Raw genomic sequence first — 13,230 nt, forward strand, 5'->3', positions numbered from 1 at the left:
GGAGTGCCCGGGGAAAAGGCTTCTACTCTGTTCCTGAAGGGGCCCTTCGAAAAGTTATATAGAAGTAAGTAGACTGGTAGATGATGCAAAGGGTGGTGGTGGCATCAAAGGACGTGGTGTGGATAGAAGAATTGCGATAAGAGACGCCCTTCCGTTGCGAAGGGGCCTATTTTTTTTTGTGGCCCTCCTTTTAGGTGTGGCCTTTGGGGATGTGACCCTTCAGGCCCAGGAAACGGCAAAGGAAGGGAGCCCTTCCCCTGTACTTGAAACGGTGGCCTACGCCCTCCAGGGAGGCGGTGGGGTGTGGGCCTCCTGGCAAGAGGACTACGGGGTGCTTCCCCAGGCCCATTCCCAGTTCATGCTGGAGGTAAGTCGGGGAGAGCCCTGGCGAATAGCCCTGAGTATGGGCTTCCTCTTTGCCCAGCCTTCGGCGGTCTCCCCTTTCTGGTACCGTTACCGGGGGTTCTGGGCTACCCAGTTTGGCCTTGGCTACTCCTACAAAGGGAAAATTTTAGGAGAGTGGCCCCTTGCCCTCGGGGTGCGGGGAAGCCTTGCCCTGGCCCAGTATACCTATTCGGATTCCTACTTTTTCTTTCCCCTGGTGGAGGTACAAACGGAATTTCTTACCCTGCCCTTACATCTCCGATGGGAAGCGACCCTTTCGGGGACGCTGTCCTATCTCTTGCGGCGGGACATATACAATGTGGGAGGGGCCCTCATGGTAACCCTCCGCTGGTATCCCTGGAAAAAGGAACAGCCTTCCCTGATGGTGTCTTCCCCTGTTTCTTCTACCCAGGAGAGAGGGGCCTATGAATAACAGAATACTGGTAGACTGTTTCTCCTGGGGGAGACTGCTTTTCATAGTACGAATTATTATGGTTCTGGGTGGGGGCCTTACCCTTGGAGGATGTACTATCCCCGAGGCATCCCAGCGGGTGGCCCTGGTGTACGGCGTGGCCGATTATCCGCCACTTAATGATGCTAATCCTGATGATAACGACCTCAGCGCCCCTACCAACGACGCGGCCAATATGGCGGCCCTCTTTACCCGCCAGGGGTACACGGTTACCCAGCGAACCGATTCGAACGTAACAAAGGCCGCTATCCTCTCGGATATTAAGAATTTGCAGGGTTTTTCGGGGCTTGTGGTCTTGTATTTTTCGGGCCACGGTACGGCGACTAGTGAAGGCAAAGCGGCCATCGTGCCCTACGATGCCCTGCAGGTAAGTGGTCAATCCGTTACGTTGCAAGAACAAAACCTGATTACCGCCGCGGACCTCAAGGCTGCCTTTGACGGGGCGGGCATTACCCATCGGGTGCTCATCCTGGATAGCTGTTATTCTGGTGGCTTCGTGGACGCCGGGGCCACCACCGACGGGATACCCCCCGTGTACGGCTACCTGGATGACGGCACCAGCCGTTATGGCTTCTTCCTCGGGGCCCTGGGCGATGCCATTACCGCCTATGTTTCCTATGAAAGCTCGGACTCCACGGTGGTTCTTGCTGCGGCGGGCATGGGCGAGTATAGCTGGGAATCAGAAACCTCTGGAGGAAGCCCTACGGGGGTCTTTACGTATTATCTTCTTCGAGGGGCCTCCTATGGGGATGCCGATGGGGATAGCTACCTTACTACCACGGAACTCTATGCATATACGGCCTCCCGTATTGCGGCCGACTGGAATGCCTATTACCAGTCCTATCCTGCCGATAGTACCCAGTATGCGGATTTCCATCCCCATGTAAGCGGGAACGCCCGGGAGTATCTCCTCTTTAAAAAGGAGTAGGGGCCTCGCTCCCCTTGACCGGCCGCTCCCGGGCCCTTTACAGTAGGGCCATGAAGATCCTCCACACCGGTGACCTGCACCTGGGGCGGGTATTCCACGAACGGCCCCTTATCGAAGATCAATATCATATCCTGGAAGAACTCCTACGGATCCTGCAGGAGGATCGCTATGATGCCCTGCTGATTGCGGGGGATGTGTACGACCGGTCCATCCCTTCCGCCGAAGCGGTAACCCTGCTGGGCTTTTTCCTTGCCCGATGCCGGGAAGTAAGTCCCCCCACCCGGCTGTGCATCATCAGTGGGAACCATGATTCGGCCCAGCGCCTTGCCTATGGAAAGGAACTCTTCCAGGCCATGGGGATCCACATTGCTACCACCATGGAAGAAAGCCAGAAGCCCCTCATTGTGGAGGATGCGGCGGGAAGACGAACGGCCTTCTTCCTCCTTCCTTTTTTGTATCCCACCCTGGAATGGGCAGAAGAAGAGGTGGACCCGGACCATGGAACCCCGCCACCCCCTGATTCCCAGAGGGAGCTTTCCTTTTCAACTAGTTCCGAACCGATGCTTCTGCGGCGCCAAAAAGAGCGTATGCAGCGGATTGCACGCCGCCTGGAACAGCAGCGAAGCCAGTGCTCTAGAGAGGGGGTAGACCACAGCATCCTGGTGGCCCACCTTTTTGCCCGGGGAGGTGCGGAAAGTGATTCGGAACGCCTGCTTGTGGGAACGGCCGAACAGGTAGATCCGGCCCTTTTTGCCGGTTTTGATTACCTTGCCCTGGGGCATCTCCACCGAAACCAGCAGGTGTCCCCCAATGGCTGGTACAGCGGTAGTCCCCTGGCCTACAGTTTTGATGAGGCGGATCAAACAAAGGTGGTCCTTTCGGTGGAACTCGAGCCAGGCCGGTCCCCCCTGGTTACCCCCATCCCCCTGCATCCCCTCCGGCCGTTGCGACGGCTTTCGGGGCCCTTTGCATCTTTCTTACCCGGCGGCCCCCTCGAAAAAGAAGAGGGGGCCCTCCGTTCCTCGTATTTAGAAATTGAACTTACCGATGAGGCCCTTGTAGAAAATCCCCTGTCGATACTTCGCCAGCGATTTCCCTATCTTTTGTCGGTAAAACAAGACCGGGCCCTGACCCAGCTGAGTGTCCATCAGTTAGAAGTGCGCCGATCCCAGGGCCGGGGAGAAGGGAAAAACCTGGTGGAAGATTTTTCTCTGTTTCTGACGGAATTGTACCAGCAGGCTGATCCGGCGCGGCTAGAATTGTTTAACCGGCTGCTTCTTGAACTGGAACAACAGTACCAGGGAGGAGGTGCCCGGTGAAACCCCTTCAGCTCACGATGTTCAACATTGGCCCCTTTGTGGGGGAGCACCACATCGACTTTACTCGGCTGGCGGACATTTTCCTTATCTGCGGTAAGACCGGGGCAGGGAAAAGTACCATCTTCGATGCCCTCTGTTTTGCCCTCTATGGGGAGCTTGCCGGGAGCAGAACGGGCCTGTACAGTCGTATCAAGAGCGATTTTGCGGCCCTTACCGATGATTGCTGGGTCCGGCTCGATTTTTTCCTGGGCCCTGCCCGGTATCGGGTAGAACGCCATCCCCAGCAGGAACGGCCCAAAACAAGGGGCACCGGCACCACCACGGTGGATGAAACAGCCCTCCTCTTTCTCTGGGATGAAGGAACGGGATGGCAGTCCCTCAGTGGCAAGACCAGCGAAACCAACCGTATCATTCGGGAACTCCTGGGGCTTTCCCGGGAGGAGTTTTCTAAAATTGTCCTTCTCCCGCAGGGAGAATTTGCCCGCTTCCTCAGGTTGAATTCCACCGAACGGCAGCAGGTGCTTCAAAAGCTTTTTCCGGTGGAACAGGCGGTTCGGCTCCGGGAATGGGCCTCCCAGCGGGCCCGGGACCTTGCTTCCCGGCAAGAGGAAGCCCAGCGCCTTTTTCAGGATATCCTTTCCCGCTATGACCCAGAACAGGGAAAGGAACGGAAGGAACAGCTTCGTCAAAGGGTGGATCATCTGGCAGAAAAGAAGGGACTCCTCGTGGAACTCCGCAAACAGCTAGAAACCTACCTTTCCCTGGTGCAACGCTGGGAAACCATGGAAGGGCAGCGGAAAGAGGTGGGGGCGCAAAAAAAAGCCCTCGAGGTGCAGCGTCCTGCTATCCAGAGCCAGGAACACCTGCTTGCCCGAATTCAGGAAAGCCGGGCCCTCTTTCCTCTCTGGGAACAAGTCCAACAGGCCCGGCAGGATGTGGCAGAACGTACCCGAACGAAGGCGGAACGAGAAGCGGCCCTTGCCAGGTCCCGGGAGGAACTGGAACAACAGGAAGAAGAACGGCCCCGCTATGAAAAACTCCGGGAAGAACTGAACCAACTGCGGGAACAACGGGGATTACTCGAACAGGCGGTAAAGGAAGAAGAAACCCTCTGCCAGAATCGGAAACTGCTGCAAGAACTACAACAAAAGAAGAGTCTTCTCGAGGCACGTCTGGGGAAGCTTACGGAGGCACTCCAGAATGAAACCCACCGTTTGGAAGAACTGGAAGGCCTTGCCGCAGCTTTCCCTGAGTATCAGGAAAAAAACTCGACCCTCCAGGACCTGCTGCGCCTGTACCGGGAGCTTCTTCAAAGGCGGGAAAAAATAGATACGTGGGAGGAGCAAGAAGGGCTTCTTCGGCAACAGATAGAGGAAAAAAGGAGAGCCATCCAGGAAAAGGAGAAAACCCTTGCGGCACTTGATGCGGAGCTTCGCCAGACCGAAGGGGCCCTCCTCCGTCAGCGGCAGGAACAGGCGGCGCTCTACCTGGCGGCCACCCTGCAGCCCGGTAGTCCTTGCCCTGTCTGTGGTTCAACCCATCATCCTCATCCTGCCCGGGCCGAGGGGGAATTGACCGATGTGGCGCCCCTTCTTGAAGAACTCCGCCAGAGGCGAGAACAGGTGCAGCAAGTCCTAAAGGATGTTGGCGCTTCCTATGGGGCCGCAGAAAGAGAGGCGGCCCTTATCCGCGAACAAAGGGAAGAGGCCCTGCGGTATTACCCTTCCATTCGGGAAAATTTGATGGCCCTGGAAGGGTCTTTCCCGGAACTGAAGGGCCTTACATCTTCTGACCAGTTCCCCTCGGGGGAGGGTATTCAACGGGCCCTTGCTGGTGCGAGTAGCCTTGCCACTGAAATGGCAGGGCTTTCCCAGAAGGCCAATCGGGCCCGGCAGGAACGGGATGCCCTTTTTGGTCACTATGTCCAGCATCAACAGGAAATGGGAAACGTCCAGGCTGAGCTTGCCCGGCTGGAAGAGCAAATAAAAAACACGGAAACCCTCATTCGTGAACAGGAAGGCCGCCTTGTCCGTTTTACGGAAAAGTGGCAGACCGATTCGGTGGCAACTGCCTTGAGGCTGCTTACCCAACGTCTTTCTGAGGGGGATGCCGCTCTTGCCAGGTACGAGCAGCACCTTCAGGACCTGAAGAATCAAGGGGCTGCTATTCATAGCCAGTGTCAGGCGGCCACGGAACAACTAGAAGAGGCAGAACGTCGGGCTCAGGAACTTGCGGAACGATTTTCCCGGGCCCTGGCGGAAAGTGGCATTGCTACGGTGGCCGAACTGGAAGAACTTAAAAGGGCCCTGGAACAGGAAGAAACGCTCCAGGAAGGGATTAACCGCTTTTATCAGGAACAGCAGGCCCTTGAGGGGCGGCTCCATCAGATAGAACTTGAACAGACCCGCCTGCAGGAAGAACTCGGGGCCCTCAAGAAGAAGATGGTACCCCCGGCGCCGAATGAGGGGGGAACGCCGGTCCAGGCGGAAAGGGCCATTTCTCTTTCCGCGGAACCTGCGGAAATAATGCGGTTTTTCACAGAGGCGGAAATGCCCCTGGCGGAAGAGCTCCAGGATAGGCTTACAGGTCTGCAACAGGAAGAAACCGCCCTTACCCAACAGCGGGAGGACCTGTTACGGGAACTGGTTACGCTGGAAGAAGATGGTCGGCGGTATGAAGAAGCGAAAGGGCGGTACGAAAGCCTTCGGGAGGAATATGGTCGCCTTCGTACCCTGGCGGATGACCTTTCGGGGAATAACCCTAAACGGATTGCCTTTGATGCGTGGCTGCTCCAGCTGTACCTTGCGGAGGTTGCCAGCTATGCCAACGGGCGGCTCCGCAAAATGAGCGAGGGGCGTTATTCCCTTCTTCTGCAGGGGGAACGAAGCGGCGGAAGGGGCCGGGCGGGACTGGACCTGGAAGTGTTTGATGCCTACACCGGCAAGGCCCGTCCCTGTCATACCCTTTCAGGGGGGGAGAGCTTTATGGCTTCCATCAGTCTTGCCCTGGGGCTTGCCGACTCTATCCAGAATCGTTCGGGGGCTATTCGATTGGATGCCATTTTTATTGACGAAGGTTTTGGGAGCCTTGACGAAGCCTCCCTGGAGCTTGCCCTGGCCATCCTGGATGAGATTAGGGAGCACCGCATGGTGGGCCTTATTTCCCACGTCCCCGAAATGAAAAACCGCATCCCCAGCCGAATCGAGGTAGTAAAAAGCATTTCCGGCTCTTCTCTGCGGATAGTGTCCTGACTTCCTGACCCCTTCGTCAGAATGACCGCAGCCGTTCCAGGGAAGGGACCCGCTCCGCTGGGGCCGACAGCGTCCCCTCCGGAGGCGCTCGCTTCCCCATGACCCTTGCTCCGTCGGCGCGACCGACGCCTGTGGAGCAAGGGAACCCACACCATTGTGCCCGCCGGGGGTCGCGGGACTCCGGGAACTGCTTCGCCGTTCCAGGGAAGGGACCCGCTCCGCTGGGGCCGACAGCGTCCCCTTCGGAGATGTGCCCGCTTCCCCAGGACACCGGCACCCTCGGTGCACCTGCGCCAGTACCGGGTCTTTCCCTTGCCGTGATGGAGGGCGAGGGGTATACTGGTGCTATGAGGTCCGCCCTTTTTACTGACTTTTATGAACTCACCATGGCCCAGGGCTATTGGAAAGAGGGGATGAACCGCCCGGCGGTTTTTGATATGTTTTTCCGTCGCCACCCCTTCCAGGGGGGCTTTTCGGTCTTTGCGGGGTTAGAACCCTTTCTTTCGGCTCTGGCGGAACTTCGTTTTAGCCAGGAAGACCTGGCCTATCTTGAATCCCTTGGCCTGTTTGAAGCTTCTTTTCTTCAGTACCTGGAAAATTTTCGCTTTACCGGGTCGGTGTGGGCCATGGACGAAGGCTCCATCGTTTTCCCTAACGAACCCCTCATCCGTATCGAAGCTCCTCTTATCGAAGCCCAAATCATTGAGGGACTCCTCCTCAATACCATCAATTTTCAGAGCCTTATCGCCACTAAAACGGCCCGGGTGTGGCTCGCTGCCCGGGGAGGGGCTATCTTAGAATTCGGGCTTCGCCGTGCCCAGGGGGCCGATGGGGCCCTTTCGGCAAGCCGGGCCGCCTTTATCGGAGGTGCCCGGGCCACTTCCAATGTGCTCGCGGGCAAAAAGTATGGCATCCCCGTCATGGGGACCATGGCCCATTCCTGGGTCATGTCCTTTCTGGATGAGGAGGCCGCCTTTCGGGCCTATGCCTCCCTTTATCCGGAGAGAACCGTTTTTCTCATCGATACCTATGATACCTTGAAAAGCGGCCTTCCCCACGCGATTCGGGTAGGAAGGGACCTGGCCGCGCAGGGAAAGAAGTTTGGGGTTCGCCTTGATTCGGGGGATATCCACTACCTTTCCCGGGAGGTGCGTCGAGAGCTTGATGCGGCGGGACTTTCGAATGCCACCATCACCGTTTCTAACGAACTGGATGAGTATATCATCGAAACCCTTACCCGGGCGGGAGCCCCCATCGATAGCTGGGGTGTGGGTACAAACCTGGTAACCGGCGGCAATGAGGCGGCCTTTACGGGGGTGTACAAACTGGTGGCCCGGCAAAACGCCGATGGAACCTTTGAGCCGGTCATGAAATTTTCCGATAATCCCGAGAAAACCACGACGCCGGGCATAAAACAACTGTGGCGCCTCTACGATGGGGAAGGCCAGGCCGTGGCCGACGTGATGACCCTGGACCAACGCTGGCAGGGCCGGGACCCCGAAACACTTGAGGCTGGGAAGGACTATGCCTTTTACCATCCGGCGGGGGACTATCGACATTTCCATTACCACAATGAAGGAGCGGCAAAACCCTTGTTGCATCTTAAGATGAAAGAGGGCACCCTTCTGGAAGCTCCTCCTTCCCTGCAAGAACTTCAGCGGCGGGTGCAAGGGGGCCTTGAACAATTTGACGAAAGTTACAAACGGCTCCTTAATCCTCATATCTACAAAGTATCGATTACCCCTCTGCTTCGGGAATTAAAACTTTCTCTCATAAAATCATACCTGGGAGAGGATGTATGAGTTCAGTGTGGTCGGGACCTGCAGAACATAGGGGAGAAAAAGCCCCCCTGCGAACCTTCCTTGCCCTGGAACTCCCCTCTGATTTTATCGATGAGATGGAGCGTGGCCTTGCCCCCTTAAAGGCGGCCCATGAAGACTTCCGGTGGACCACCCGAACCAATCTCCACCTGACCCTTGCCTTCCTGGGAAGCACGCCGGTGACGGTGGTGGACCAGCTACGGGAGGTTTTACTGCCCCTCTTGCGTGATGTGGTGCCTATATTGATTGCTGCGGAGGGTCTCCACCTATTTCCGCCCCGGCGGCCCGCCTCCGTGTTAGCCCTCGGCCTCGGTGCCGGTGGAGCCGATATTAGCCGTTTAGCCACGGCTATCGAAGAAGCGCTCCTCCCCCTTGCTCAGACGGTACCGCTTCCCGATTTCAGGCCTTCCCATCGTCCCTTTGTGCCCCATATCACGGTGGCCCGCTCCGGTCGTTTCTATATTGTGCTGAGCCCCGAGGAACGACACCTCAGAATATCAGCCCAGGGTATCGTCACGCGCTGCACCTTCTTTTCCAGTGTATTGCAACGAGGTGGTCCCGTATACACCCCCCTCTGGTGGTGGGATTTTTTAGGGAAACAGTGACGCTCCTCGGTGGCACAATAGTCCTCTTCTCTGTACAAGGGGATTCTTTTCCGGCATACTGGGGGCGCTGTTTTATATAAGGTAAGGAGGAACGATGAAACGGTATGTGGTATGGGGAGCGGTGCTGCTCCTGGCAATGGTAGGTTGTACCAAACAGGAAACCAGTGGGGACCTTTCATTAAAGAAAATAAAAGAGAAAGGTACCCTTGTTCTTGGACTAGATGATGCCTTTCCCCCTATGGGCTATCGAAACGAGCAAAATGAGATTGTCGGGTATGATATCGACCTTGCCCGGGAGGTCGCCAAGCGGCTTGGGGTTCAACTGGTACTCCAACCTATCGACTGGAACGCCAAAGAACAGGAACTTAACACCGGGAAAATCGATTGTATCTGGAATGGTTTTACCATTACCGAAGAACGGGCAAAAAACATCCTGTTTACTAAGCCGTACTTAAAGAATGCCCAGGTGGTGGTGGTTAAGAAGGATGCACCCTATCAGAAGCTAGAAGATTTAACAGGAAAGACCCTGGGCCTCCAGGCCGGGTCTTCCGCGGCGGAAGCATTGAATGCCAGTGGGGACTTTAAAAAAAGTTTGAAACAGGTTGTTGAATTTAAAGATAACCTGACGGCCCTGATGGACCTTGAAATTGGTGGGGTCGATGGGGTGTTGATGGACCGAATTGTGGCAAACGATAATATTCAGCGGTCGGGCAAGGCTTTTCGCATCATTCTTCCCGGTCTTGCAGAAGAAGAATTCGGCATAGGGTTCCGCAAGCAAGATGTAGCCCTGCGAGATGCGGTAGAACAGGCCTTGCTTGCCATGGCAAAGGATGGAAAGCTAGCCGAGATTACCACGGCCTGGTTTGGGGAAGATATTTCGATCCTGGGAAGATAACCCCTTATAAACTGTTTACTTGTTTTCAAATAAGTACTGGGCCCCCTGAAAGGGGGGCCTTGTATCGTGGAGTGAGGTGATTGTGGTTCCCCTACTCAAAACAATGCTCGAAGGCACAGGGATTTCCCTGGCTATTTTTTCTCTTACCCTCCTCTTTTCTATACCCCTTGCTCTGCCGGTGGCCCTTGCTCGCCGTTCTCATACTTTTCTTATTCGAGGTCCGGTAAGTTTCTATGTGCTTATCATGCGAGGGACACCGCTTATATTGCAACTTCTCTTTGTCTATTTTGCGCCCTATTATCTCTTTCGTCTTTCTTATGATCGCTTTATTGCGGTGATTATCGCCTTTTCCATAAATTATGCGGCCTATTTTGCAGAAATTTATCGGGGTGGCATTGATGCCATTCCCCGGGGGCAATGGGAAGCCGCCCGCAGTCTTGGTTTAACGTCGAGCCAGACCTTTTTCAAGGTGATTTTGCCTCAGGTGGTACGTCGTATTCTTCCTGCGATGGGAAATGAAGTTATTACCCTTGTAAAAGACACCGCCCTGGCTCAAACTATTGGGGTAGCCGAATTGTTTCGGGTTGCCCAGAATGCCTCTGCCCGTCAGTTTTCCACGGTTCCTATTTTTATTGCCGGGCTTTTTTATTTTGGGATGAACTGGATTGTCACGGTACTTTTTGAATGGGCTGAAAAGAAATTGGGATACTACAAAATGTGACCCAGAGAAGGGTGAAAAAAGGTAGGAAGGGGCCAGGAAGTTAAGAGGGGGATCTCACTCTTGCGATATTTTTTTCTGTTCCCCATAGCAACAAAGGGGCTGGCATTGTATAGTACTCTAGTAGGGTTAAAGTCATGGCTGACATCATTATTCGGCTGGATGTGATTGTTTTCTCCCTTTTCCTTATGCTTTTTATTTTATTTTCTATGTTCAGAACATTAGGTGCCCGAAATCTCAGGGAAAAACTGTATCTCCTTCTTGTTGTGGCGGTGGCCTGGATGCTTCTTCTGGAAATTCCTTACATTCTTGTAAATGGTAAACCCCACTGGGCCTGGCTCAATATGGTGGATAACACGGTGTATCACATGACCCAGAGTATTCCCCTGGTTCTCTATGTGCTCTTAATGGATTTTTTTGTGTTTCAAGACAAGAAACGTCTGAAAATGCTTCTCGGCTACTGGAGTCCCTTTCTCGTTGTGGTTATGGCCCTTCCGATCATCAATCTTTTTGTTCCCCTCTTTTTCGTTATTGATGAACAGGGCTTCTATCAACGACGGTTGCTGCTTCCTCTCATGTTTGGGCTGAACTATGTGCCCCTGGGGGCGGTGTTTTATTTGCTCTGGGTGCACCGGCATCGTATCGAGCGGCAGTTTTTGTTCGTCCTGTTCCTGGTACCGGTACCGGCCCTCCTGGCCAGCGTGTTTCAGTTTCTGGTGCCGGGCCTTACCCTGACCTGGCCTTTCGTGAGTCTGGGAGTCCTGGGGCTTGGCCTTTCGTTGCAACATAAACGGCTTACGGAGGATTATCTTACGGGGGCCTACAACCGGCAATATCTGGATGAGTACCTTCATGGGAAGGTGCAAAATTGTAAACCCGGGAAAACCTTTTCGGCCTTTCTTATCGATGTGGATAATTTTAAAAAGATAAACGATGAATTTGGTCACAAAATAGGTGATGAGGCCCTTATAGAAAGTGTCCGTATTTTTCGGTCCGCGGTGCGTCAGACCGATATTATTGCCCGCTACGGGGGAGATGAATTTGTTATCGTGTTTGATATATCCGACCCGGTCAGTTTACAGAATCTGGCTGCCCGGATACAGCTTGCGGCGGATCGTTTTAACGCGAGTTCCGGCCATTTTTATAACCTTACGTTTAGTATAGGGATGGGGGTCTTCGATCCCCTGGTGGATAAAAATCTCGATACCTTTATAAAGCGGATCGATCTTGATATGTATACCGTAAAACGACGGAAAAAGACCAGCATGTATATGTTTTAGCCCCTTTGTGATGATACAATGCCTCTTTGACCTTTTTCATTTCCCTCGCTATAATCCCCCTTCTAGGAGTAAACAATGGAAGTACGTGTACGCTATGCCCCTTCTCCTACGGGGCTCCAGCATATTGGAGGGGTGCGGACAGCCCTCTTTAATTACCTTTTTGCCCGTTCACAGGGGGGGAAATTCATCCTTCGTCTGGAAGATACGGACCGCACCCGCTTTGATGAGGCCTTTGTTCAAAATCTCTATGATACCTTTGCCTGGCTTGGGATCCACTGGGATGAAGGTCCCGATGTGGGCGGACCCTTTGGCCCCTATGTGCAATCGGAGCGCTTTGCCCTGTATAAAGAATACGCCGAAGAATTAGTGACCCTGGGCAAGGCCTATTACTGTTTTTGTTCGGAAGAACGGCTTGAGCGAATTCGTAAGGAACGGGAAGAATCCCATTCCAGCGAAAGCGGCTACGATCGGCACTGTCGGTCCCTGGATCCGGCAGAGGCCCAGCGCCGTGCCCGGGCCGGGGAACCCCATGTGATCCGTCTTAAGATTCCCCTGGGAGAGGTTACCCGCTTCCATGACCACCTCTTAGGCGATATCGAGTGGAAAAACGATGATGTAAATCCTGATCCGGTACTCCTCAAATCCGATGGCTTTCCTACCTACCATCTGGCGAATGTGGTAGATGATCACCTCATGGGAATAACCCATGTTTTGCGAGCCCAAGAGTGGATTCCCTCCACCCCCCTCCATGTCATCATGTATCGGGCCTTTGGCTGGGAACATCCTGAATACTGCCATTTACCCATGGTGATGGGCCAGGACGGGAAAAAACTCAGTAAGCGTCATGGGGCTACCAGCATCGACGAATTCCGTCGCCAGGGGTATCTGCCTGAGGCGCTCATCAATTATGTGGCCCTCCTTGGGGCAAGCTATGAAGAAGGAAAGGATCTGTACACCCTGGAGGAACTGGCCCGTTCCTTTAGTCTGGATAAATTGAACAAGGCCCCTGCCACCTTCGACTATAAAAAACTGGAATGGTACAACGGTCAGTATATTCGGATGAAAGGCGATGAAGACCTGGCCCGGGAAAGCCTTCCCTTCGCAAAAGAGAGCGGCCTTTTTGGCAGTCCTGGGAAGGACCCCACCGAGGCCCAATGGCAGCGATACGTGGCCGCTATGCCCCTGGTAAAAGAACGGGCTAATTACCTTCCCGAAATACCCCAGAAATTGGGGTACCTCTTTGCGGAGCCGCCCCTTCCGGCAAAGGAGGAATTTGTTCCTAAAAAAGGGGACCTGGCTACCGCGGTGGTCATGCTGGAACGGCTTCGTTCCCTCTTACCCCAGATGGTGAGCCAGAGCGAGGCCGAATCGGAAGAAATGGTAAAAACCTACTGCGAAAAAGAACAGATCAAAATGGGCGATTTGATGATGCCCCTCCGGGTTGCCATTACGGGAAGCCGGGTAAGCCCGCCCCTCTTTGGGTCCATGCGTCTCCTGGGATTGGAGGTCTGTACCCAACGATTAGAACGCTCCCTTTCGTATCTAAAAGCATAGGATT

10 protein-coding genes are annotated in these 13,230 nt (G+C 54.5%); all 10 read left to right on the top strand.

Going from position 1 to position 13,230, the window contains the following annotated elements:
* Positions 1 to 118: 118 nt before the first annotated feature.
* The gene (locus tag C5O22_RS03115) at positions 119 to 817 is read left to right on the top strand and encodes a hypothetical protein (protein ID WP_132779741.1); all 699 of its coding nucleotides are present in this window, start codon (positions 119 to 121) and stop codon (positions 815 to 817) included.
* The gene (locus C5O22_RS03120; protein ID WP_132779742.1) at positions 810 to 1,784 is read left to right on the top strand and encodes a caspase family protein; all 975 of its coding nucleotides are present in this window, start codon (positions 810 to 812) and stop codon (positions 1,782 to 1,784) included. Before C5O22_RS03115 ends, C5O22_RS03120 begins: the two co-directional genes overlap by 8 nt.
* 50 nt (positions 1,785 to 1,834) lie before the next feature.
* Positions 1,835 to 3,103: an exonuclease SbcCD subunit D gene (locus C5O22_RS03125; protein WP_132779743.1), complete on the top strand. Its 1,269-nt coding sequence runs from the start codon at positions 1,835 to 1,837 to the stop codon at positions 3,101 to 3,103.
* Entirely contained in the window at positions 3,100 to 6,354 is a 3,255-nt protein-coding gene (locus tag C5O22_RS03130; protein WP_132779744.1) for an AAA family ATPase, read from the top strand. The genes C5O22_RS03125 and C5O22_RS03130 overlap by 4 nt, the downstream gene beginning before the upstream one ends.
* A gap of 347 nt (positions 6,355 to 6,701) precedes the next feature.
* Entirely contained in the window at positions 6,702 to 8,156 is a 1,455-nt protein-coding gene (locus tag C5O22_RS03135; protein WP_132779745.1) for a nicotinate phosphoribosyltransferase, read from the top strand.
* On the top strand, positions 8,153 to 8,779 hold the full coding sequence (gene thpR, locus C5O22_RS03140; protein ID WP_132779746.1) for an RNA 2',3'-cyclic phosphodiesterase: 627 nt from the start codon (positions 8,153 to 8,155) through the stop codon (positions 8,777 to 8,779). Before C5O22_RS03135 ends, thpR begins: the two co-directional genes overlap by 4 nt.
* Before the next feature lie 94 nt (positions 8,780 to 8,873).
* Positions 8,874 to 9,674: an amino acid ABC transporter substrate-binding protein gene (locus tag C5O22_RS03145; RefSeq protein WP_132779747.1), complete on the top strand. Its 801-nt coding sequence runs from the start codon at positions 8,874 to 8,876 to the stop codon at positions 9,672 to 9,674.
* A 103-nt stretch (positions 9,675 to 9,777) separates the two neighbouring features.
* Positions 9,778 to 10,395: an amino acid ABC transporter permease gene (locus C5O22_RS03150; RefSeq protein WP_132779799.1), complete on the top strand. Its 618-nt coding sequence runs from the start codon at positions 9,778 to 9,780 to the stop codon at positions 10,393 to 10,395.
* Between the two features lie 134 nt (positions 10,396 to 10,529).
* Complete coding sequence (locus tag C5O22_RS03155) at positions 10,530 to 11,672, top strand: GGDEF domain-containing protein (protein WP_132779748.1); 1,143 nt, start codon at positions 10,530 to 10,532, stop codon at positions 11,670 to 11,672.
* A gap of 75 nt (positions 11,673 to 11,747) precedes the next feature.
* A complete protein-coding gene (gene gltX / locus C5O22_RS03160; RefSeq protein WP_132779749.1) occupies positions 11,748 to 13,226 on the top strand; it encodes a glutamate--tRNA ligase in 1,479 nt (492 codons plus the stop codon).
* Positions 13,227 to 13,230 lie beyond the last annotated feature (4 nt).

It is taken from the genome of Treponema sp. J25 (assembly GCF_004343725.1).
In the GTDB taxonomy this organism is placed as follows: Bacteria; Spirochaetota; Spirochaetia; order Treponematales; family Breznakiellaceae; genus J25.

Bases quoted from the DNA above. Each gene is read 5' to 3' on its own strand.
- thpR (WP_132779746.1), top strand. From the start codon at position 8,153: ATGAGTTCAGTGTGGTCGGGACCTGCAGAACATAGGGGAGAAAAAGCC.
- C5O22_RS03135 (WP_132779745.1), top strand. From the start codon at position 6,702: ATGAGGTCCGCCCTTTTTACTGACTTTTATGAACTCACCATGGCCCAG.
- gltX (WP_132779749.1), top strand. From the start codon at position 11,748: ATGGAAGTACGTGTACGCTATGCCCCTTCTCCTACGGGGCTCCAGCAT.
- C5O22_RS03155 (WP_132779748.1), top strand. From the start codon at position 10,530: ATGGCTGACATCATTATTCGGCTGGATGTGATTGTTTTCTCCCTTTTC.
- C5O22_RS03150 (WP_132779799.1), top strand. From the start codon at position 9,778: ATGCTCGAAGGCACAGGGATTTCCCTGGCTATTTTTTCTCTTACCCTC.
- C5O22_RS03125 (WP_132779743.1), top strand. From the start codon at position 1,835: ATGAAGATCCTCCACACCGGTGACCTGCACCTGGGGCGGGTATTCCAC.
- C5O22_RS03120 (WP_132779742.1), top strand. From the start codon at position 810: ATGAATAACAGAATACTGGTAGACTGTTTCTCCTGGGGGAGACTGCTT.
- C5O22_RS03145 (WP_132779747.1), top strand. From the start codon at position 8,874: ATGAAACGGTATGTGGTATGGGGAGCGGTGCTGCTCCTGGCAATGGTA.